Source organism: Devosia sp. Root685 (assembly GCF_001427875.1).
Classification (GTDB): Bacteria; Pseudomonadota; Alphaproteobacteria; order Rhizobiales; family Devosiaceae; genus Devosia.
Genome location: NZ_LMHK01000004.1, coordinates 143449 through 165108, shown reverse-complemented (window position 1 = coordinate 165108; position 21660 = coordinate 143449). Strand labels below are relative to the sequence as shown.

Annotated in this window: 17 protein-coding genes; 12 read left to right on the top strand and 5 right to left on the bottom strand. The window is 60.5% G+C overall.

Going from position 1 to position 21660, the window contains the following annotated elements:
* Nucleotides 1–102 precede the first annotated feature (102 nt).
* A complete protein-coding gene (locus ASD83_RS18160; RefSeq protein WP_056313611.1) occupies nucleotides 103–1122 on the bottom strand; it encodes a Gfo/Idh/MocA family protein in 1020 nt (339 codons plus the stop codon).
* A gap of 297 nt (nucleotides 1123–1419) precedes the next feature.
* Between ASD83_RS18160 and ASD83_RS18155 the strand changes: the two genes are divergently transcribed.
* Nucleotides 1420–2493, top strand: a complete 1074-nt coding sequence (locus ASD83_RS18155) for a GntR family transcriptional regulator (protein WP_056313610.1) — start codon at nucleotides 1420–1422, stop codon at nucleotides 2491–2493.
* A 511-nt stretch (nucleotides 2494–3004) separates the two neighbouring features.
* Here ASD83_RS18155 and ASD83_RS18150 read toward each other — a convergent pair.
* Nucleotides 3005–4435, bottom strand: coding sequence for an amidohydrolase family protein (locus ASD83_RS18150; protein ID WP_244489235.1), 1431 nt, complete (start codon nucleotides 4433–4435; stop codon nucleotides 3005–3007).
* Between the two features lie 32 nt (nucleotides 4436–4467).
* Here ASD83_RS18150 and ASD83_RS18145 point away from each other — a divergent pair, with 32 nt between their 5' ends.
* A complete protein-coding gene (locus tag ASD83_RS18145; protein ID WP_056313607.1) occupies nucleotides 4468–5370 on the top strand; it encodes a LysR family transcriptional regulator in 903 nt (300 codons plus the stop codon).
* Nucleotides 5371–5399: 29 nt separating this feature from the next.
* Here the strand turns inward: ASD83_RS18145 and ASD83_RS18140 are convergent, their stop codons facing one another.
* Nucleotides 5400–6410: a LacI family DNA-binding transcriptional regulator gene (locus ASD83_RS18140; protein ID WP_056313606.1), complete on the bottom strand. Its 1011-nt coding sequence runs from the start codon at nucleotides 6408–6410 to the stop codon at nucleotides 5400–5402.
* A gap of 177 nt (nucleotides 6411–6587) precedes the next feature.
* Here ASD83_RS18140 and ASD83_RS18135 point away from each other — a divergent pair, with 177 nt between their 5' ends.
* The 9 genes from ASD83_RS18135 to ASD83_RS18095 all read left to right on the top strand — a co-directional run bounded on the left by ASD83_RS18135 (nucleotide 6588) and on the right by ASD83_RS18095 (nucleotide 16721).
* The gene (locus tag ASD83_RS18135) at nucleotides 6588–7700 is read left to right on the top strand and encodes a BMP family ABC transporter substrate-binding protein (RefSeq protein ID WP_056313604.1); all 1113 of its coding nucleotides are present in this window, start codon (nucleotides 6588–6590) and stop codon (nucleotides 7698–7700) included.
* Between the two features lie 7 nt (nucleotides 7701–7707).
* The gene (locus ASD83_RS18130) at nucleotides 7708–9237 is read left to right on the top strand and encodes an ABC transporter ATP-binding protein (RefSeq protein ID WP_056313602.1); all 1530 of its coding nucleotides are present in this window, start codon (nucleotides 7708–7710) and stop codon (nucleotides 9235–9237) included.
* The gene (locus ASD83_RS18125) at nucleotides 9234–10316 is read left to right on the top strand and encodes an ABC transporter permease (RefSeq protein ID WP_056313601.1); all 1083 of its coding nucleotides are present in this window, start codon (nucleotides 9234–9236) and stop codon (nucleotides 10314–10316) included. Before ASD83_RS18130 ends, ASD83_RS18125 begins: the two co-directional genes overlap by 4 nt.
* A gap of 1 nt (nucleotide 10317) precedes the next feature.
* Nucleotides 10318–11229: an ABC transporter permease gene (locus ASD83_RS18120; RefSeq protein ID WP_056313599.1), complete on the top strand. Its 912-nt coding sequence runs from the start codon at nucleotides 10318–10320 to the stop codon at nucleotides 11227–11229.
* Nucleotides 11230–11276: 47 nt separating this feature from the next.
* Nucleotides 11277–12182, top strand: a complete 906-nt coding sequence (locus ASD83_RS18115) for a nucleoside hydrolase (protein WP_056313597.1) — start codon at nucleotides 11277–11279, stop codon at nucleotides 12180–12182.
* Nucleotides 12183–12338: 156 nt separating this feature from the next.
* The gene (locus ASD83_RS18110; RefSeq protein WP_056314056.1) at nucleotides 12339–12968 is read left to right on the top strand and encodes a nucleoside deaminase; all 630 of its coding nucleotides are present in this window, start codon (nucleotides 12339–12341) and stop codon (nucleotides 12966–12968) included.
* 31 nt (nucleotides 12969–12999) lie between these two features.
* Entirely contained in the window at nucleotides 13000–13911 is a 912-nt protein-coding gene (locus tag ASD83_RS18105) for a ribokinase (RefSeq protein ID WP_056313595.1), read from the top strand.
* Between the two features lie 320 nt (nucleotides 13912–14231).
* Nucleotides 14232–15740: an ABC transporter substrate-binding protein gene (locus ASD83_RS18100; protein ID WP_056313594.1), complete on the top strand. Its 1509-nt coding sequence runs from the start codon at nucleotides 14232–14234 to the stop codon at nucleotides 15738–15740.
* Between the two features lie 72 nt (nucleotides 15741–15812).
* On the top strand, nucleotides 15813–16721 hold the full coding sequence (locus ASD83_RS18095; RefSeq protein WP_056313592.1) for an alpha/beta hydrolase: 909 nt from the start codon (nucleotides 15813–15815) through the stop codon (nucleotides 16719–16721).
* Between the two features lie 130 nt (nucleotides 16722–16851).
* Here ASD83_RS18095 and ASD83_RS18090 read toward each other — a convergent pair whose 3' ends face one another.
* The gene (locus ASD83_RS18090) at nucleotides 16852–18690 is read right to left on the bottom strand and encodes a sulfatase-like hydrolase/transferase (RefSeq protein ID WP_056313591.1); all 1839 of its coding nucleotides are present in this window, start codon (nucleotides 18688–18690) and stop codon (nucleotides 16852–16854) included.
* A gap of 236 nt (nucleotides 18691–18926) precedes the next feature.
* Between ASD83_RS18090 and ASD83_RS18085 the strand changes: the two genes are divergently transcribed.
* Entirely contained in the window at nucleotides 18927–20435 is a 1509-nt protein-coding gene (locus ASD83_RS18085; RefSeq protein WP_056313589.1) for an ABC transporter substrate-binding protein, read from the top strand.
* Between the two features lie 65 nt (nucleotides 20436–20500).
* On the opposite strand, the gene ASD83_RS18080 is transcribed toward ASD83_RS18085, so the two are convergent.
* Nucleotides 20501–21487, bottom strand: a complete 987-nt coding sequence (locus tag ASD83_RS18080) for a LysR family transcriptional regulator (protein ID WP_082561330.1) — start codon at nucleotides 21485–21487, stop codon at nucleotides 20501–20503.
* Nucleotides 21488–21660: the final 173 nt, after the last annotated feature.

The following is a 21660-nucleotide window of genomic DNA, read 5'->3' as shown; positions in this document are numbered from 1 at the left end:
ATGTTCCCCATCCGCTCACGCGCCTGAAACGTTCAGCGCCGTTCGCAGAATTTCCTTGGCCTGCCCGAGCCGATGCTGCGCCGTGCGCGCGTCCTTCCCGGATCAGCGTGGCAACTGGACGGGCTGGCCCAGACGGGCAGCCTCGATCAGCGCGCTGATGATTTTGGTATTGGCGAGACCCTCTTCACCGGTCGCGAGCACGGGCTTGTCAAAGAGTACGGCCTCGACGAAATGCACCACCGCATCGAGCACGAAACCGGTCAGGTGCGGCCCAAACGGAGGCACCAGCATGTCAGGGAAAGCGCCCTTCTGCTGGGTATAGAGTTCCATGGTGCGGTTATGCGAGCCATCGATATTGATGGCGCCCTTGCTGCCCAGGAGCTCGATCTTGAGATCTTTGACGGTGTTGTAGGTGTCCGGCAGGATCCAGGTGTGCTCGAACACCCCCACAGTGCCGCTTTCATATTCAACCGTGGCGACATGAAAATCGGGCGCATCCACTCCCAAATCCTTCAGAATGCCGTCCCGGGAAACGACATAGGCGCGCACCGGCTTGTCATTGAGAATCCAGCCGACGACATCGATCATGTGGCTGCCCAGAAACCACAATGCTGATGACTGGCTCGACCATTTGAGCATATCGCGCGGCACGGCAATGGTGTTGCTCAGCCGCGTATAGACATAAGACGGCCTGCCGATATCGCCGCGGGCTACTGCATCGCGTGCCGCGACCATGGGCGGATTGGCGCGATTGTGAAAGTCGACCATCAGCTTGACGCCGGCCTCGTTGGCGGCTGCAATCATGGCCTCCGCGTCTTCAACCGTGGTGGCCAGCGGCTTTTCAACCAGGATATGCTTGCCAGCTCTAGCGGCCGCCACCACTGCATCGCGATGGGCCGGATCAGGTGTTGCTACCGAAACGGCGACGACCTCGGGATCGGCCATGATTTCATTGAAGTCGGTCGTATAGGCGGCTGCGCCATAAGTCTCAGCAACGGACTTTGCGCGGGCCGCGTCGAGATCGCAGACATATTTGAAGTCCACCAGGGGGTGGCGCTGATAGGCCTGCGCATGGCGCTGACCAAACAGTCCCGCACCGATTAGGGCAAATCCCTTCTTCATAAACGTCCTCTTGTGTGAGAGACGGTGCAAAACTTGTGCACCGCCGGAAAACTTAGCTGGACCAGTTCATGATACCGGTATTATATAAGATACCGCATCACGCCCTGGGCGCGGAGCAAAAAGACTGTTTACGGTTCCATCTTTGCCGAAATTCACGCTACAAATCCTCAGATCAGCCGGCTTTTGGCCATCTGTTCGGGAAGCGTGAGCTTCTGTTGCCGTAAGTGGCCTTGTCACTCCTCGTTCATCTCGTTAGTGGTATGATACATGTATCACAAAAAGCGTCAATAGGCTGAAATGGACAAGACCGGTACTTTAATTGATCTTCTCGTTGAGCGCATTGATGCGGGCGTCTATCCGCGCGGCGAAGCTGTTCCCTCGGAGCGGCAGCTTGTTGAGGAGTTGGGGCTGTCCCGGACCACGGTGCGTCGGGCCATAGATGATCTGGTGCAAAGGGGGCGGCTCGAGCGGCAGCCGGGGCGGGGCACGTTCGTGTCAGGCGCCGTGCAGACGGCCTTCATGGCCCAGCCCGCCCAAAAAGTGGTGGCTGTCGTCGTGCCCACCTTCTCCAATCCGTATTACGGCGAGATGGTCAATGGCATCGAAAAAGAGGCGCGTCGGTTCGACCTGCGGCTCATGGCCAGCCAGTCCGACTATTCGGTCACGACGGAAGACCGGGTGCTCGAGCAAAGCGCTTCAGATCCGTCTATCTGCGGCGCCTTGATCGTCCCGGATTCGACTGAGCGTGGAACGCGTGGCATGCAGAAATTTCTCCATGTCGGCAAGCCGGCGGTCTATATCGGTCGTTGGCCGAAGGATGTCACTTGCGACGGCGTGCGGATCGACTATCGCATGGCCGCCCAGCAGGCCGTCGAGCACCTGGTCGAGCTCGGGCACCAGCGCATCGCCTATATTGAGGGCCTGCCCATCCTGCCAGGTTTCTCACCCGTCGATGGATATAACGATGTGCTGCGGGCCCACAGGATTCCGGTCCGACCCGAACTGGTGCGCATCTACGATCAGCCCTCAGAAGCCACCGGGCGCAAGGCAGTGATGGATCTTGTCGCAGAAGGCGTGGCGTTCTCGGCAATTTTTGCGCGCAATGACATTACCGCCATGGGTGTCCTCCAAGGATTGCGCGAGGCTGGCCTCCGAACCCCCCAGGACGTTTCGGTCATCTCGATCGCCAATAGCCTTTGGGCGCGCTCGATGGAGCCTCCCCTGACCAGTGTGAACTCACACCCCTTCTCGGTCGGCCAGATGGCGCTCCAACTGCTCAACAACCGCCTCGAAAAAACTTACGATGGCCCACCGATCAAGGCCGTGCTCGACCCAGACCTCATCGTCCGTGCCTCAACGGCGCCAATCTAGAGGTTCCATAGAGGGGCCTCAGGGTCAGTCGTTTCAAGAAAACGACAAGAAGTGCTGTTGCGGCAAATGAAGTCGCTCAGCTTTTTTTGGCCGGCGGCACGGCAAATAGCGCAAAACAGCCCATGCCGGGCATGCTCCGTGCGAAGCGGCCGCGCCATTGCTTGGCCACTCGATGCAGCAGCGGCAGTGGTGGGCAACTGTGTCATCGTTGAGTGGGCGGTCGCATCCTCGTCAAATTGCAATCCTGAGGAAGTGACCACTAAGTTCGGTCAGCGTTCCGCCGGCTCAAACGGCTGCTTTCGGGAATTCAAACCCACAGATCGAACGACTGGAATGGGGCGCGTCGCCGACCGGCGGGAGCCGACCCCATTCCAGACATCCAGCGCCTCAACGGCACTCGTCAAAAGCAGTCATCAGAACGTTTCATCCTCGCTTTTGATCTGTCCATGTCTAGATGTCAGGCCGCAAGAAGCGGCCTGCTTAGTATTTGCTTGCGCCGGATAATGTAGGATCACGCGATCGCCGTAATGGCACCACCGCCGTTAGCAGCGAGCCAGGCGTCTCTGCGTGCAAACAAGACGGGGACGATCGCATGAACTTCGGCAATGAGTTCGTTGAGATCGGACGTCATGAGCTGCCCGTTTTCGACGACTATCTTGCCGTCGATCATGGAGAAGTCGACGTCGCCCCCCTGCACGGCGAAGACGAGATTGTAGTGAAGGTTGCCATCCTTGCCGCCGATGAGCGGGGTCATGCGCGGCGTGTCTGTTCGCACGGCGATGATATCGGCTTTCTTGCCCGGCTCCAATGAGCCGATCTGGTCGGCCATGCCGATCGCTCGCGCGCCCTCGATCGTCGCCATTTCGAGCGTGTCCCAGGCGTCCAGAGCGGCAGCGTCGAGATTTGCCAGCTTGGCCAGAAGCGAGGCGAATTTCATTTCCTCGAACATGTCGAGATTGTTGTTTTCCTTCTCGCCATCCGTGCCGATGCCAACTGGAACACCAGCCGCTCTGAGCTTGACGACGGGTGCTGCGCCGCTGGCCAGCTTCATATTGCTGGTCGGATTGTGTGCCACGGCGACGCCCGACTTTGCAATTAGCTCGATTTCATCGTCGTCGAGCCAAACGCAGTGGGCCAAAAGCGTCTTCGGTGCGTCAAGCAATCCAAGTTTCTTTAAGGCCGGAATGGAGCGCATTCCATATCGGCGATGCATTTCCCGTAGTTCCACTTCCGCTTCATTGGAGTGGGTGTGGAAGCCGGTATTGAATTTTTGCGCCAGCTCGATTGCCCTGCGGTGCGCTGGCTCCGTCGCGTAAAAGGCGTGCTCCAGGCCGACCCAGACCTGAACCCGGCCATTGGCCTTGCCATGCCAGCTTTCCAATAGCCGTTCCGTATCGTCGAGGTGATCAAAGTAGTCGAAATCGGCGTGCTCGCCGACATAGGGCACCATGATGGTGCGATTGCCCAATGTGCTCGCGGCATGTCCGGCGCCTTCCATAAACCGCCACATATCGACGACGGTCGTTGTTCCCGACAGAATTGCTTCCGCATAGCTGATCCAGGATGCGGCAGCCGCATCGCGAGCCGTGAGCACGCGGTGCATGGGGTCGATATAGCGCTGCAACCACTCCCAAACAGACAGGCCTTCAGCCGTGCCACGCAGCACGCCTGAGTGGAGGTGGGTATTCACCAATCCCGGCATCAGCAGGCGATTATGCATCCGGCGCACGGCAACGCCCGGATTTGCGCGTTCCAGTGTTTCTCGTGTTCCAACAGCGCGAATGACATCGCCCTCAACGAGGATTGCGCCATCGTCGATGACCTGCCGTGTCGGATCCATTGTCAGAACCGCGTCCGCCGCTATGATTGATTTCATGTCGATCCCCTTGCTGACCAATCCTAGGAATCGAGCTGGGCAGGGAACAAGAAGAGAAAAGCGCACGGCCTGTGCGCCAATTTAGAGCAAGCACAAGAATGCCCATAATAACGGCATCCGCCCGATGTTTTGAAGAAACGGTACGGAGCGGGTCGATCAGAAAAGCGTCGGAGGTGCTGAACCTCTCGGCCTCTGCCGTGAACCGTCACATCCTCAATCTCGAAGCCGAATATGGCATCGTGCTGCTGGAGCGCCTACCCAGGGGCGTGGTTGCGACGGAGGCGGGGCGCGTTCTCCTGGCGTTGATCGAAAAGTGGCGCCTCGAACTGGATGAAACGCACCGATCGCTTGAAATCCTGCGCGGGAAGGAAAAGCTGCACGTCTCCATAGGAGCTAACGAAAGCGTCGCGGAACACCTGTTTCCCGCAGCCCTGGCGGCTCTTCGCGCTGCCCTACCTGGCATCAGTTGCACCGTAACGGTAGGGGGAAGCGACGACCTGACGGCGAGCCTTGCAGCGGGGCGGCTCGACGCGGTGGTGGCTTTCAACCTGCGCCGCAGCGCCGATTTCTGGATCGTCAGCAGCAGGGATGTGCCGGTCGGTATTGTCACCACGCCTGATCACCCATTGGCGAGCAAACCTGCGGTCACATTGTCGGATTGTGTGGACTACCCCATGGTCCTCGCAGACGACACGCTTACCCTCAAACCACTCCTCGATGCGTTGCTGTCGGGCAGTATTGAGCGGCTGGACAGGGTTTTGACGACTAACTCCATCGGCCTCATCAAGAAGGCGGTCGCCATTGGGGCAGGCATATCCGTGTTGAGCGCGCTCGATGTCGTTTTCGAGGTCGGCAACAGATCTCTAACCATGCGCACCTTGTCGGAACCCGGGATGACGCAGACGCTAAGCGTGGCCGTAAGGGACTCCCGCGATATGCCTCCGAGTCTTCAGCGGTTTTGCAAAGCGATGACCGACCAGATGAACAGGCGGTCCTGGTAGAGATCCGCCATTTGCCGAGCGACGCTTGGCTACTGATGAGAGGTCTTTAACGGGTTGACGCTGGATCGTTCGACGATCTGAATATCCAGAGACGTTTGAATGTTCACCGCGTTGCCACTGATCAGCCCCACCATGCGGTCAACGACATGCGAGGCCAACTGCGCAATGGATGGGGCCACCGTGGTGAGCGGAGGCGCCGAAAAGTCCGCCTGGCGACACTCGATATAGCTGATGATGGAGATGTCGTCCGGTACCCGGATGCCGAGGTCGTAACAGGCCTGCAGGGCGCCAAAGGCGAACTGCGTTCCGAAGGTGAACAAGGCGGTTGGCCGTTCCGTGCTCTCGAGCATCTTGCGGGCCTGGTTGGACGAATCCCTCAGGTCATAGGACGACTGTACGATCCATTGCGGCGCGATATTGAGCCCCAGCGAGCCAGCGCTCGCCAAGGCTCCGTTCAGAAGCCCGCGCCCTCTCTCCAATAAGGGGCCCGTCATCAGGCCGATATTACGGTGACCACGCTCGGCGAGATAGGCCATGGCCGTCGCTGCGCCTTGATCGAGATGTTCGTGCAGACCCTGCTCAATGAAGCCATTCAAGTCGTCCCAATTGAGCATGACGCTGGGGAGAATGGAGGTCGCCTCGACGGCGTTGTTGGGCCATTCATTGGAGTGGCCGAGTACGATGATCCCCGCCGATCTCGTCAGAAACGATCGCAGGGCGCCGCCTTCCAGCATGCGGTCTATCGTGGACTTGCGCACACGAAGGGCATTGAGGCCATGAGGCACGAGGCAGGCTTCGATTTCCTCGGCGACGTCCTCAAAAAAAGACGTGTCGGCATGTGGATAGACGATGAAGACAACAGGCGCTCCGGCCGTCTTTAGCCAGGCAGCCATATCGTCGCGCTGATAATTTAGCTGATTGATCGCCGCCTGCACGCGCCGCCCAGTCTCTTCGGTGACCGGCTTGGTCTTGTTGAGGTAGTGCGAAACCGTGGCTATGGACACCGCCGCCAGCGTCGCAACTTCCCTGATTGTTGCCATCTTGCCCCTCCGTCGATGGCGCATTTTTGAGGCAATCTGCCCGCTTCTTAAGCTTCATACATCATCTATTGACAGGAGTTAAACGGTTTTTTAACGTCAGAAAACCGTTTAACTGACGGCGTGCAGAGCTTTGCCGGGATGGGCTTCTGCAGGAGGGATTCCCGGGGGAGAAACACAATGAATGGCAACCGCGTCACGCGCCGCACCGTATCGACTGGCATCTTCGCGTTGGCACTTGGTCTGGCGGCCGGTGTCCCGGTCGCTCGGGCACAGGGAGCGAAAAAGATCGTGCTTCTGGTCAGTGGCAATCTGGGCGACCGGTCATTCTTCGACTCGGGCGTTGCTGGCTTTGACGAGATCAAGAAGCAGCACGGCGAGGGCGTGGAGATCAAGGTCATCGAAATGGGCTTTGACCAGACCAAGTGGCTGCCGACGCTCGAGGACGTTTCTGAGCAGGGCTATGATCTGATCTATGTCATCACCTTCCAGATGGTCGATCCGCTGGCCGATGTTGCAGCGCGCTATCCCGATCAGAAGTATGTCCTGATCGACGGCACGATGGACTATGCCGGTGGCCAGTTCGGGAATGTCTATTCGGTGCTCTTCAAGCAGAATGAAGGCTCCTACCTGGCCGGCATGCTGGCCGCGGGTCTCGTTCGTGATGGCGCTGTTGCAACCGACCAGGGCGCTGCGCTGGGGTTCCTGGGTGGGCTCGACATCCCGGTCATCAATGACTTCCTGATCGGCTATATCGAGGGTGCCCAGTCGGTGACGCCCGATGTCAAGATTGCCATTTCCTATGCCAATTCGTTCGACGATTCGGCCAAGGGCAAGGAATTGGCGCTCGCCCAGTACCGTTCGGGCGTGGCCATCGGTTTTGCCGCCGCCGGTACGGCCGGCCTTGGTCAATTTGCTGCGGCAAAGGAAGTCGGCAAACTCGCGATTGGCTGCAATTCCGACGAAGAGGCTGCCATCCGCCCGACGGATGCTGAAATGGCCGACAAGATCGTCAGTTCGATGCTCAAGCGTGTGGACGTGTCCGTCGCCCGCGCCTTTGAACTCTTCCTGAGCGAGGAATTGCCTTTCGGTTCGGCCGAAGTTCTCGGGATTGTCGAAGGGGCCATCGGTCTTGCTCAGACCGACAATTTCAAGAAGATCGCGTCTGAACAACTCAAGTCGGATATAGCGAGTGCTGAAGCGGCCATCGTTGGTGGCAAGACGACGGTCAGCAGCGCGTTCGGCATGGACACCAACGCTCTCTCTGCCTTGCGCGACAGCGTTCGCCCGTAGGCAAGAGATGACTTCCAACGCGCTGGTCGCCTTCGAGGCGATATCCAAGGCGTATGGCAATGGCACGCGGGCGCTTACCGAGGTTTCTTTCTCGGTTGCTCGCGGCGTCATCCACGCGATTTCCGGCGAGAACGGTGCCGGGAAGTCGACGCTCATGAAAATTCTGTTTGGCCTCGAACAGCCAAGCTCCGGTCGTCTTCTGCTGGATGGCGGCGTGGCCGAAATTCGCTCGCCCGCAGCAGCGGTCGAGCAGGGCATCGGGATGGTGCATCAGCATTTCACCCTGGTGCCCTCGCTGACCGTCGCCGAGAACATCTTTCTGGGTCAGGAGCAACGGTCGGGTATTTTCGTCGACCGAGAAAAGACCAGCCGGCGGGTCGCGGCGCTGTCAAAGCGCTTCAACCTGGCGGTTGATCCAGACGCGCGCGTCAGCACATTGTCGGTGGCAGCGCAGCAAAAGGTCGAGATCCTCAAGGCCCTATCACGCGATATTCGCTTGCTGATCCTTGACGAGCCAACGGCAGTGCTCTCGCCGCCCGAGACGGAGGAGCTGTTTACCCGTCTTCGTCATTTGCGCGACGCCGGTCTGACCATCCTGTTCATTTCGCACAAACTGCGCGAAGTGCGTGCATTGGCCAGCCACGTCACCGTGCTGCGAGCGGGCCGCGTCGTCGGCGACGCTCAACTGGCCGATCTCGACAACGACGCATTGTCGCGGCTGGTCATGGGTGGCGCAACGAGTGTCGCTCGCCCCGTGCGGGCTAGCCGCAGCGTCGGCGCCCCGCTGGTGGCGCTGAAGAATGTGTCGCAATCGCGTGGTCGCCCGGGCGAACGCGTTAGCAATCTCGACCTGACGATCTATGCTGGCGAAGTCGTCGGTGTTGCTGGTGTCGATGGCGGCGGCCAGCAGGGCCTCGTGGCCTTGCTGTCCGGCCGGAAGGCAGCCGAAAGCGGCACAATCGTCTTTGGCGGGCGGGATATGAAGTCCGGCAGCACGCGAGATTGGCGGTCGGCCGGTCTCGCGCACCTACCGGCGGACCGCCACAAAGACGGCAGCGCCATGTCGATGTCGTTGGTCGACAATGCCGTTGCCGGGGCGCATCGCAAACCGGCTTACCGCATGGGCGCGCTGCTTGATCGCCGGAAGATGGTCGAGGCCACCAGGGATATGATTTCCGAATATGGAGTGCGCTCTCCCGGCCCGGAAGCGCCGTTGTCGGCGCTCTCGGGGGGCAATGCGCAAAAGCTGATCGCGGCGCGCGAGTTCGCGTCGGCCCCCAGCTTTCTTATCGCTGATGAACCGACGCGCGGCATCGACATTGCCGCCGCCGCCTTCCTGCACGAGCGTATGCGCAACATGGCTGGCACGGGCGTCGGCATTTTGCTGGTGACCTCGGACCTCGACGAACTGCTCACCCTTTCGGACCGCATCGTGGTCATGTTTGGCGGACGCATCGTCGCACGGTTCGACACTATCGACGGGCTTACGCCGGATAGGCTTGGGCCATTCATGCTCGGACTGGAGGAAACAGCATGAGCCGCAAAGCTCTCGCCCCGGCGATTGTGACCATCGTCATTCTCGCCATCGTCGTAATAACAGTCATGCTGCCACTGGCCTTGACCACCCAGGATCCGGTGGGAGTCCTGGAGACGTTTCTCTTCGGGCCATTTCGCAACCTGCGCTATCTCGGCAATATCGTCGAAATGGCCACGCCCACGATGTTGTGCGGCCTCGCAGTCGCGCTGATGTTCCGCTCCGGCATGTTCAATCTGGGCGTCGAGGGCGCCTTCTATCTTGGTGGTCTCGGAACCGTCGCGGCCGCCTTGCTCTTGCCAATGCCCTGGTGGGCCGCTGCGCCGGTGGCGCTCGCCGCCGGTGCGGTTATCGGCTCCACGGTCTGCGTCCTGCCCGGCGTGATGCGCGCTCATTTCGACACGTCGGAACTCGTGACCTCGCTCATGCTCAATTTCGTGGCGCTTTTCGTGGGCCTTTTCGTGCTCAACTACTTCCTGCGCGATCCGGCAGCCGGTGCTATGGCGTCCTACAAGATCCCGCTGGAAGCACAGTTGCCGCGCATCGTGCCCGGCACGCGCATCCACTTGGGCACCGTATTGGCGCTGCTGGCCTGCATTGGTGGCGCGATCTACCTGTTTCGAACGGCAGGGGGATTTGAAGCGCGTCTCGTCGGCTCCAATCCCTCGTTCGCCGCGCATCTCGGTCTGCCCTTGCGTCGCGTCATGGTGCGCTCTGCCGCATTGGGTGGCCTCATCGCTGCTTTTGCTGGCGGCATCGAAATGCTGGGGCTCTATACGCGCTTCTCCTGGCAAGCCTTGCCTGGGACCGGCTGGGTCGGTGTCACGGTGGCGATCCTCGCCCGCGACAACCCTCTCTTGCTTATCCCTTCGGCCCTGTTTCTGGCGTATCTGCAGGTCGGCGGCGACCTGGTGGGGCGCAATTTCGATGTGCCCATCGAAGGCGTTGGGCTGATCAATGCGCTCGTGCTGCTGATCGCGACCGCTGCCGCCATCATCCGCAACCCCATGCTGCTGCGCCTGGTGTCCGGCGAACGCTCGGCCGGGCTCACCAAGAGCCTGCCCAAGGCGGAGGCCCACTGAAATGGATGCTTCGTCCGTCGCCGAATTCGTGGCTGTCGCCCTCAGGGTTTCCACGCCGCTCACCCTCGCTGCACTTGGTGTGCTGATTTCAACCCGTGCCGGCGTCCTGAACATTGGCATCGAGGGCATGATGCTTGCCGGTGCTTTTGCCGGTGTGGTCGTTAGCGCCTTCACCGGCAGCGCCTTGCTCGGTCTTGCGGCTGCCATATTGATCGGCGCTGCCTTGGGCGCTTTGCTGGCGACGGCGGTGCATGTCGCAAAGGCCGACCTGATCCTTTCGGGCATAGCCATCAACATTGCTGCGGCCGCCGGCACAACGCTTTTGCTTTTCCTGATCACCGGATCAAAGGGCGTGTCCAGTTCACTGCCAAGCAAGACGCTGCCGACAATCGATATCCCGCTGCTGGGGGATCTGCCGCTGGTGGGTATGGCCGTGTCCGGCCATCACATCTTGACCTATACGGCCTTTCTTGCCGCGCCTCTCGTGGCACTCTTTCTGACCCGCACTCCAGTGGGCATCCGCCTGAGGGCCGTGGGCGAAAAGCCGGAGGCCGCAGCGGCGGCCGGCGTCAATGTCAGGCGCTACCAGTTCTGGGCATTGGCAGCCTCGGGTGCTTTCGGCGGCGTGGCGGGTGCATTCCTCTCCATGGGATATGTCAGCTGGTTTGGCCAGAACATGACGGCAGGCCGCGGCTTCATCGCGCTCGCCGCAGAAGTCATGGGCGGTGGCAGTGCCCTCGGCACAATGTTGTCCGCCGTCGTCCTGGGCACGGCGGAAACGATCTCGATCACCATGCAGGGTGGGGGGCTGCCAAGTGAGCTTGTGCAGACCGTTCCCTACATCGTCCCAATCCTTGCTCTGCTTGTGCATGCTATGCGCCGCCGACGCATCGCCCGGAAAAGCGCTGCCTGATTCCAGGCCAAGGGGCATTGCCCAAAATTTCTAGGAGACTGAAACCAATGAAACTCGTCATCGATACAGATCCCGGCGTTGACGATGCGATGGCCATAACCTTCGCTGCGCTACATCCAGACATCGAGCTACTCGGTCTGACGACGGTTTTTGGCAATGTGACAGCTGCGCAAGGTACCCGCAACGCGCTCTATCTCGCCGAACGGCTTGGAATTTCGGTACCCGTTGCCGAGGGCGCCAATATCCCAAGGGCACTGCCGCCTTTCAAACCTTCCGTTCACGTTCACGGACCAGAAGGCCTCGGCGACTTACCGGCGCCAGAGCCCACGGGAAAGGCCATCGGAGAATCTGCCGCGCAATTCCTGAGCCGCATCGCGCGGGAAAACCCAGGCGAAATCGTGCTCTGCCCCGTCGGTCCGATGACGAACGTGGCCGCAGCCATCGATCTCGATCCCGATTTCATCAAGAACATCAAAAGTATCGTCTTCATGGGCGGTACCCTTGATCGCCACGGCAATGTTTCTCCATTTGCCGAGGCCAATACCTGGCACGATCCGCATGCGCTTGATGTCGTGCTGCAGAGCGGAGCCGACATCACTATGGTCGGCCTCGACGTGACGATGAGCCTGATCCTCAAGGCGGCCGATTTCTCGCAGATGGCCAAGCTCAACCCCAGACATGGCGGTTTTTTGCAGGATATCAGCCATTTCTATCTCGAGTTCTACAAGACGGTTGGCGAAGCGGGTTGCGGTTTTCACGATCCAATGACGATCGTGGCGGCGCTGCACCCCGAAATGTTCGAGGCCGAGAGCACTCCGCTGGCAGTGAAACTGGACGGCGAAGAAATCGGACGAACCTATCGTACGTCTGGCCGCGCCCCGGTCAGGGTTTGCCTGAACCTCGATGTAGAGAGGGTGAAAGCAACCTTCATGGACGCGCTGGCAACGAACTGAAGCGGCCTTGCAGAACCTAACCGCCGGCAGTGCCGGCGGTTAGGTCAAAGGGCAGGAAGCCCATCCGCGGTGACCAAGAGTTCGGCCCGGACCACTTCGACGCCGTGTGCGCATAATTACCAAGAACCAAGACAAATTGGCCTCGTGGCCCGGAGCATCTACGTGGAAAGAGTCAACTTCATCTCGCGCCTGCTCGACGTCATCGAGCATGACGTTGTGCCCATGACGGCGAGCGCTGTCGCCCAGGGCAACAAGCTCTTTGGCGCGGCTATCCTGCGCAAATCCGATCTGTCGGTGGTTGTGGCCGAAACCAACAACGAGACTGAAAACCCGCTCTGGCATGGTGAAATGCACGCCATCAAGCGCTTCTTCGAACTGCCCGAAAAGCAACGGCCAGCAACGAAGGACTGTATCTTCCTAACCTCGCACGAGCCCTGCTCACTCTGCCTGTCCGGCATCACCTGGTCGGGATTTGATAATTTCTACTATCTCTTCACCTACGAGGACAGCCGCGACAGCTTTGCAATTCCATATGACATCCAGATCTTGCAGGCGGTCTACGCGGTCCCCGATCCAGATCGCGTCGCAGCGCCTCCCGACAGGCCGCTCTACAATCGCACCAATGCGTTTTTCCGGAGTCAGGGCCTGAAGCAAATGGTTGCAGGTCTGGATAGCGGCGATCGCGCGAATCTGTTGTCGCGTCTGGACGGCCTGCAGGCAGCCTATGCGGATCTCTCGGCCATCTACCAACGCGACAAGGGCAACAAGGGCATACCGCTCGCTTGAGCCTGCCGCAACTCATGACAAAGGGGCTGCAATGATCATCGTTTTCGGTTCGACCAATCTGGATCAGGTTGGCACCGTCAGCCGCCTGCCCAGGCCCGGCGAGACCGTGGCCGGCGGAACGTTCTCGATGGCCGCCGGCGGCAAGGGCGCCAATCAGGCGCTGGCGGCAAGGCGTGCGGGCGCCGAGGTCCGGCATGTCTCTGCAGTGGGGCAGGACGCCTTCGCCGCGCTCGCGCTTGACCTCCTTAGACGCGACGGCGTCGATCTCTCACGCGTCAAGTCCGTCGAACGACCGAGCGGCATCGCGATGATTTTCGTGGATGGCGACGGCGAGAACGTCATTGCAGTGTTACCCGGTGCCAATGCCAGTCTGACCGAGGCCGATGCGGAAGAGGCGTCGGCGGACCTCGCTGGTGGCGTGTTGCTGGTGCAGCAGGAGGTGCCGCAGGCAGCAACGGAGCGGGCGCTGGATCTGGCGCGGGCGAGGGGCATTACGTCCATTCTCAATACGGCTCCCTTTCTCGACACCACGGCATCGATCGCGCCCAAGGCGAGCATCGTTGTCGCCAACGAGACCGAGTTTGCGCTGCTATGTGGGGGCGGCAACGGCGATATCGATCTAGCGATGTCCGACTGGGCCAAGCGGCACCAACAGATCATCATCGTGACGCTGGGCAGCAAGGGCGCAAGCGCTGCCACCAAGGATGGCCGGATCATTTCAGTCCCGGCGCATCCAGTTGATCCCGTCGATACAGTGGGGGCCGGAGACACGTTCTGCGGCTATCTCGCCGCTGGCCTTGATGCCGGCTTGGACCTGGAGCAGGCAATGCACCGTGCTGCGATTGCCGCAAGCCTGGCCTGTCTCAAACCCGGAGCCCAACCGGCTATTCCTTACGCCGGCGAGGTTGACGCCAACTGGTGTGGCTTCGACCACCATCGGTAGCATGTTGCTGGTGTCATTCGGGCAGGAAACCGGTGTCAGTTATCGAACCGCTCTCGCCACATACGCTGCACCTGGCATGAGGTGCCCACGGCCATTCGGAGACGCGCGCTACTGACGCGTTTTGCCCTCGACCAAAGCGCCATTTCGGCCCGACGGCAACTCGTTGTCCGACCGAATGTCTTTCGTGCGGGTGTCGGGTTTATCCATCAAATCCAGTTATCGCTCCTGCAGGAAATTGCATTTCTCGTTTATCACCGGGCCTGCTAGGCCAAAGAGGAAGCCGAACCCGGACAACGCGGGCGGCTCCGGGAGGATATGATATGAACAAGCGGCTTCTTTCTGCCGTTCTGGCGGGCGCTCTCATGTTGAGCGTAGCGCCCGCAGCCCTGGCCCAAGTGGCGAATGACGCCGATACGCTGGCACTTGGCGCGACCATCGACAATGTCAGCTTCGACCGCGCCCAGCTGATGATCGGCCATCAGCTCCAGTATTGGTCGCCGGTTTTCGACACGCTGCTTGTTCGCGAGGCCAACGGCGATATCGGCCCGAACATGGCCACCGAATACACCTATAACGGCGACAACAGCGAGCTGATCCTAAAGCTGCGCGAAGGCATCACCTTTACCGATGGTACGCCCTTCGATGGTGAAGCGGTGAAGGCAAACCTTGAATATCTCAAGAACGGCGCTGGCCAGAACAGCTTTATGGCCGCCTCGATTTCGGAGATCGAAGTTGTCTCGCCCACCGAGGTCAAGTTGCGCCTCAACGAGCCCGATCCTGGCCTGCTACAAAACCTTGCCGTCGTCGGCGGCGCCATGGCGTCGCCCGCGACCCTCGGCGTCGAAGGATCGGCAAACAGCCCCATCGGTTCCGGCCCCTATACCTACGATGTCACAACCTCTGTCGCCGGCCGCCAGTATGTCTACAATCGCAACCCCGGCTATTGGAACGCCGCCGATTTCCCGTTCGAGCGCGTCACGATCACGCCCATCAATGACAATGTGGCCCGCCTCAATGCGTTGAAATCCGGCCAGATCGATGCTGGCATCAGCGAGGCCCGTGCCGTCGCCGATGCCGAGGCCAATGGCCTTGTGCTCAATCGCGTCGATGTGGATTGGTTCGGCCTGATCATCGCCGATCGCGAGGGCAAGATCGCGCCGGCCTTGGCCGATCTGCGTGTCCGCAAGGCGCTCAACATGGCCTTCGATGGCGCGTCCATCCTGAAGTTCGTCGACCTCGGCTATGGCCGCCTGTCGGATCAGATTTTCCCGTCCACGAGCCAGGCCTATGTGCCCGAACTGGACGAGGTCTATCCGTTCGATCCGGCTGCCGCCAAGGCGCTTCTCGCCGAAGCCGGCTACCCCGATGGGTTTGAACTGCTTCTGCCCGAAACCGCCAACTACGCCGCCTTCAATCCCATCGTCGAGAAATTCCTCAAGGACATCGGCATCACCGTTAAGTGGGAAAAGATTGCGCCCAACGCCGTCATTACCGAGCTGCGCTCCGGCAAGTTCCCGGCCTATGTCTTCCAGTTCGGCTATCAGGGCGAATGGTCGGAAATCCGCAAGTTCGGTTTCCCCGACAGCCCCTGGAACACGTCCAAGGTCGCCGACCCGGCTCTCCTCGAACTCATCGACAAGGTCCAGTATGCCTCGGGCGACGAGCAGAATGCGCTCTACAAGGATGTCGGCCGCTACTTCGTCGAAAATGCCTATTACGCCCCTATGTATCGTCGCGACATCATCTACCTCACCAACAAGGAAACCGTTGTGGATCTGCAGACGACCAATGTGGTCTCGCCTATCCGCAATTACTCCAAGGCCGAATAGTCCTCCCAAGTCTGTTCGAGCAGAAAGGCGGCCAGCACCGGCCGCCTTTTTCTTGGGTTTTATGGAGCGCCTATGTCTGATGAAGCCCGCGCCGCCCAGCGCAAAGAACTCGACGTCTGTCTTGATCGCTTCGAAAGCCGTGCCGATGGCGCGCGCGTCTGGCCCGAACTGCTCTATAGCCAGCCCTTCGGTTTCCGCGCGCTGACCATGTCGCTAGCCGTGCCGCCGGGGCAGGGGCCGCATCCCGTCGTGGTCTATATCCATGGTGGTGGCTGGATGCTGGGTCATCCCCATGCCATGCACCCTAATCTGGCGGCCATGGACATGGTCGAGACCCTGCATGCCGCCGGCTATGCGGTTGCCCGCCCATCCTATCGCCTCTCGGGCGAAGGCAAATTTCCGACCCAGTTGCAGGACCTGAAGGCGGCACTCCGTTATCTCCGCCACCATGCCACCCAGTTCAATATCGCGCCCGACCGCATTGCCTCCCTTGGCGAAAGCGCCGGTGGTCACCTGGCCGTCCTGCTCGGCCTCGATACCCCGCCGGAGTTTGAAGGCGCAGAAGGTTTTGTCGAAGAGAGCGGCAAGGTTCAGGCCGTCATCAACTGGTATGGCGTCACCGATATGCTCAGCCTCGACGCGCAAGCGCTGCCGACGGCCCGCTTTGTGCACGATGCACCGGACTCCGCCTCCGGCCGGCTGATCGGTGGCCGCCCCTCGGAGAATCCCGAAGCCGCCCGCCGCGCCTCGCCGATCACCTGGGTGACCCCAAAAGCTGCCCCCATGCTCATCCAGCATGGCACGGCAGATTCCGTCGTTCCTCCCGGCCAGGGCGAGAGCCTTTATCAGGCGCTGCAGCGAGCCGGCGTATCAGCCGAATGGCGCCCGATCGAAGGCGCCGACCACTGCTTCATCGACGGCGACATCACCCCCATCATGCCGGCAGTGGTCGATTTTCTCGGAAAACATTTGAAAGCGTGATGCCCGCGTTTGCGCGGGGCAATTCGCCCAACCACTGGCTGTCATCCCGGCGAGGGCCGGGACCCATCGCGAGATATCAGGATGGGCCTCGACTTAAAGCCGGGGGGCAACCGAGTGCGACACCCTTCACTCAAGCCGGCACATTCCTGCTCGTGCTTGCCTTCTGCTTGCCCGTCTGCCCCTCACCATCGAGCCGGCTCCAGTCGAAGATGGTGTTTGTCGGCCGATAGCTGCCGTCCAGCCGCTGCGCCAGATAGTCCGACGATTGTCTGAGATAGGTGTCGCCATCGCTATGCAGTGCTTGCACCGCGGCGAGGGAAATATCGGCATGCAGCGGCAGCCAGGTCAGCGCATCCAGCGCCTGCAGCTTTACGCGCGGATCGTCATTGTCGATGAGGATTTTTGTCACCTCGTTCACCCAACGCCGGTCATAGCCAGCCCGCCCCAGAGCTTCCGCCAGCGGAATACGCACCTGCGGATCGCTTTCCGCCGCATAGGCCGCCTCCACGCCATCGGGCAAAGGCAGGCCAGCGGCAGCAAGTCCTAGAAGTCCCCGCGCTGCCCAGTGTCTAACCACCGCCGAACCATCCGCCAGGTCGGCGAGGAATCCGTCTCCATTCGCCGGATTGCGCTCCGCCCCTCGCGCCGCGATCGCCATGATCCTTTCAAGCGGATAGACGCTTTCATTCTGGCTCGCTTCCCAGGTTTCCGCCGCACTATGCTCAGGAATGAAACCGGTATCGCGAATATCGACCATGTGCTTGTCCAGTGCCGCCCGGTGTTCATCGGCCAGCACCAGATGCGAGCGCGAACCGATCAGATTGACCGTCGCATAGGGGTCGGCATCGAGGTCATAAAACTCCTCCGCCGGCTTCTGCCGCCAGAACTGCTCCTGCTTGTCGTCAAGCGCACCCGCCAGCCACGCCGTCTCATAGTCCTGATAATGCGCGCCGAGCCATTCGAAGGCGACATATTGGCCGAGCGGGCGATAGGGCGTGTAGTTTCTGACATAGCGATAGCGTGCCGAGCGTACCGAGCGGCTGAGATCGTAGCGCTCGCCCATGCGATCGCGCCCACCAAACACATATTGGCGTGACTCCACCTCCAGCCCCAGCAGTGCCTGTCCATGCAATTGCATCGGCACCTCAACCCCGGCAATGGCCAGGAAAGTGGGAAAAAGATCAACCAGCGAAGCCGGCGCCTCGATCCGCGCGCCGGGTCCGTGCTGGGTGAGATGCCACCATTTTGGCGGCACGCGGATCACCAGCGGCACCCCGAGCCCTTCGTCATAAAGATAGCGCTTGGAGCGGGGCAGGGCCGAGCCATGGTCGGAGAAGTAGAAGACCACCGTGTCTTCGGCGAGCCCATCAGCTTCGAGATCCGACAGGTGCTTGCCAAGCTCCGCATCCATCTTCGCCATGGCATTGTAGTGCCGCGCCATGCTCTGCCGCATGCCTGGCGTATCCGGGAGGTAGGAGGGCAGGGTGACATCTTCGGGCCGCACCGCGCCTTCCTGCTCCTTGAAGGTGCAGGATTCATGGGTCGTCATGCAGTTGAAGACGGCGAGGAAAGGCTGGCCATCGGCCCGGTGGCGCCAATGCGCGGTTCGGCTCGATTCATCCCAGATCTCGTCGGGGTCGACGTCGCAATTGTAGTGGGTCTTGGCATTGTTAGTGCAGTAGTACCCGGCCTTTCGCATCTCGGCTGGATAGGTCAGAAAACTCTCGGGCAAATGCGCCAGGGCCTGCATGTGCTGAGCCCGCGGGCAACTTTCGGCATGCTGTCCGGTCAGAATTGCAAAGCGCGAGGGCGCGCAGACCGGCGAGGTGCAATTGGCCGTTTCATAAAGCATGCCCTCCGAGGCAAGGCGATCGAGATGCGGCGTCCGCGCCACAGGATCACCATAGGCACCAATCTTGGGCGGGCAGTCCTCGCTGACGATGCACAATATGTTGGGCCGTTTGCTCATCTCGCATCTCCTCCGTTTTCCAAGCGGTAGCATCGCCTTGCGCGGGCGAGGACTGCTTAAAGTCGCCGCAGCGATAAGCTGACTGCATCGGTTGAGTGATCAAGCCTGCTTATCGCCTTCGGAGGTCTTTGCATTTCTCGGTAATCACCGCCGATGCTAGGCAGGGGGCAAGCGAAGAGCCGAAACGGCCCGCTGACGAGCGCTGCTCCATCGGGGCGGCCGTGGAGGACCCAGTCATGAAAACCATTCTGCTCGCGGCAGCCGCCGCGGCACTGAGCTCTGTCGCCCTTGTGCCCGCCGCCATGGCGCAGGTCGCCAATGACGAGAACACGCTGGCCATCGCCGCCATTCTCGACAACAATAGTTTTGACCGGGCCCAGCTGATGATCGCCAACCAGATGCAGTTCTGGCAGCCGGTCCTCGACACCCTGCTCATCGCCAAGCCTGACGGTACGGTCGAGCCGAACCTTGCCACCGAATGGTCCTACAATGGCGACAACAGCGTTCTGACCCTGAAGCTGCGCGAAGGCGTCTCCTTCACCGACGGCACGCCCTTTGACGGCGAGGCGGTGAAGGCCAATCTCGAATATCTCAAGAACGGCGCCGGCCAGAACAGCTTTATGGCCGCCCTCATCTCCGAGGTCGAGGTCATCTCGCCCACCGAAGTGGCGCTGCACCTCAGCGAGCCCGATCCAACCCTCATCGACAATCTCACCGTCGTCGGCGGCGCCATGGCCTCTCCGGTAACCTTGGGTGTCGAGGCTTTTGCCAATAATCCCGTCGGCTCCGGCCCCTATGTCTTCGACGATCAGAATTCCGTGCTCGGCCGGCAATATGTCTACAACCGCAATGCCGACTATTGGAACGCGGAAGCCTATCCCTACGACCGCATCACCATCACCCCGATCAACGATCAGGTCGCCCGTCTCAATGCCCTGAAATCCGGTCAGGTCGATGCCGGCCTCGGCGAAGCCCGTGCCGTGGTCGATGCCGAAGCCAATGGCCTTGTCGTCCACAAGAGCGACGTCAACTGGCTCGGCTTCATCATCGCCGACCGCGAAGGCAAGATCGCTCCCGCCCTCGCCGACGTGCGTGTCCGCAAAGCCCTCAACATGGCTTTCGATACCGCCTCGATCCTGAAGTTCGTCGAACTCGGCCACGGTCGTCTGAGCGACCAGATTTTCCCGACGGTCAGCGAGGCCTACCTGCCCGAACTCGACGAGGTCTATGCTTTCGACCCCGCCGCCGCCAAGGCACTCCTCGCCGAAGCCGGCTTTGCCGAAGGTTTCAACCTCAAGCTGCCCGACATCGCGACCTTCGCCAATTTCAACCCGATCGTCGAACAGCAACTCAAGGATATCGGCGTCACCGTCACTTGGGAAAAGGTCGCTCCCAACGCCACCATTCCCGAACTGCGCTCCGGCAAATTCCCCGCCTATGTCTTCCAGTTCGGCTATCAGGGTTCCTGGGCCGAATACCGCAAGTTCGGCTATCCCGACGCGCCCTGGAATACCTCCAAGGTCGCTGACCCAGCCTTTATCGAAATGCTCGACAAGACCCAATACGCCACCGGCGACCAGCAGCTCACTGGGTACCAGGATCTCAACCGCTACATGGTCGAGAACGCCTTCTACGCCCCCTGGTACAGGCGCGACACCATCTACCTGACCAACCCGCAGACCACAGTGGAAATGCGTGGCACCAATGCCGTCCCGCATATCCGCGACTTCGCGAAGGCCGACTAGACCCTCCCAACTGGTCCCCTCGCGCTTCGGGCAGCCTCAGGGCTGCCCGATTTCGTTGGAATGCCCTATGGCATTCCGACATCGCTTCCGCCTTCCATCACATGCGCCGCCGCATTGCGCATTTCGAATGGCAGTTCCTCGGTTATGCCGAATTTCTCTTGGCACAGTTCGAGCAGTGTCTTCATCGGCCCCCATTCCCGCATTTCCGTGCGAAAGATCATGCCGATGTCCGCTGTACTACGCCGAAGGGGCAGGGGGATCGGCACAATCCTCGGCGAATTGACCGCCTGCACCGAAAGATAGGGCAGCACGCAGAGGCAATCGCTCTGCTGCAATATTGTCAGGACCGAGAGCAGGTTCTGGCAGATGAAGCGAACATCAGGCAACCCGCCGATATATTCGGCCACGGTGTGTTCGGTAATCTCGCGATAGGCCGGCAATTCCGAATAGACGATCCAGGGATAGGCCCGCAGGCTCGATGGCACGATATCGTCGGGATTCTTGCCAGCCAGCAGCGGATGGTCTTCCCGCGCCATCACATAATTCGTCACCTCGGTCAGCTTCACCCGCGCAAAGCGCGAACTGCTGCCGCCATCGTTGAACACGCCGCCAAAGGCGACATCGAGCCGCCCCTCCCGCAGGTCCTGCAACGTTTTGCCATAGGTGAGCGTCGTAAATTCTATGACGATACGCGGATAGCGGCTCTGCAGTTCCGCCAACACGCTCGATAAAATCCCCGAGCGCCACACCGGCCCTCCGCCGATCCGCATCGCCGTCTTTTCGTCGGTCACTTCGGCGCGTAATTCGTGCTCGGCGATTTCCCAATAGCGCTCGATGCGATTAGACACCGACAGCACCTTTTCCCCAAAGGGCGTCGCCTTCACGCCCCTTGCATGCCGCTCCACCAGCTGTTGTCCAAAATAGCTTTCGAGCTGCGCGAGGGAGCGCGACAGCGCCGGTTGCGTCACGTTCAGCTTCTCGGAAGCGCGGCGCAGACTGCCCTCTTCGAGAATGGTGCGCAGGCGAAAAAGGTGGGTGATCTGGTCCAGCATCGAGGTATCAGCCTTGCTTATCGCTCACGGTGTTTTTTGCATTATCTGCGCATCGGTTCAACTGCTATCACCAGATTAACTATCCGCCCGAAGCCGCAAATGGCGGGGCATTGTGGAGGAAAATCATGATCGCTTTCGGCCCCGGTGCCGCGGGGGACAGTCGTCCCTCCGCG

Bases quoted from the DNA above. Each gene is read 5' to 3' on its own strand.
- ASD83_RS18160 (WP_056313611.1), bottom strand. From the start codon at position 1,122: ATGAAGAAGGGATTTGCCCTAATCGGTGCGGGACTGTTTGGTCAGCGC.
- ASD83_RS18155 (WP_056313610.1), top strand. From the start codon at position 1,420: ATGGACAAGACCGGTACTTTAATTGATCTTCTCGTTGAGCGCATTGAT.
- ASD83_RS18145 (WP_056313607.1), top strand. From the start codon at position 4,468: ATGCCCATAATAACGGCATCCGCCCGATGTTTTGAAGAAACGGTACGG.
- ASD83_RS18140 (WP_056313606.1), bottom strand. From the start codon at position 6,410: ATGGCAACAATCAGGGAAGTTGCGACGCTGGCGGCGGTGTCCATAGCC.
- ASD83_RS18135 (WP_056313604.1), top strand. From the start codon at position 6,588: ATGAATGGCAACCGCGTCACGCGCCGCACCGTATCGACTGGCATCTTC.
- ASD83_RS18130 (WP_056313602.1), top strand. From the start codon at position 7,708: ATGACTTCCAACGCGCTGGTCGCCTTCGAGGCGATATCCAAGGCGTAT.
- ASD83_RS18125 (WP_056313601.1), top strand. From the start codon at position 9,234: ATGAGCCGCAAAGCTCTCGCCCCGGCGATTGTGACCATCGTCATTCTC.
- ASD83_RS18120 (WP_056313599.1), top strand. From the start codon at position 10,318: ATGGATGCTTCGTCCGTCGCCGAATTCGTGGCTGTCGCCCTCAGGGTT.
- ASD83_RS18115 (WP_056313597.1), top strand. From the start codon at position 11,277: ATGAAACTCGTCATCGATACAGATCCCGGCGTTGACGATGCGATGGCC.
- ASD83_RS18105 (WP_056313595.1), top strand. From the start codon at position 13,000: ATGATCATCGTTTTCGGTTCGACCAATCTGGATCAGGTTGGCACCGTC.
- ASD83_RS18100 (WP_056313594.1), top strand. From the start codon at position 14,232: ATGAACAAGCGGCTTCTTTCTGCCGTTCTGGCGGGCGCTCTCATGTTG.
- ASD83_RS18095 (WP_056313592.1), top strand. From the start codon at position 15,813: ATGTCTGATGAAGCCCGCGCCGCCCAGCGCAAAGAACTCGACGTCTGT.
- ASD83_RS18090 (WP_056313591.1), bottom strand. From the start codon at position 18,690: ATGAGCAAACGGCCCAACATATTGTGCATCGTCAGCGAGGACTGCCCG.
- ASD83_RS18085 (WP_056313589.1), top strand. From the start codon at position 18,927: ATGAAAACCATTCTGCTCGCGGCAGCCGCCGCGGCACTGAGCTCTGTC.
- ASD83_RS18080 (WP_082561330.1), bottom strand. From the start codon at position 21,487: ATGCTGGACCAGATCACCCACCTTTTTCGCCTGCGCACCATTCTCGAA.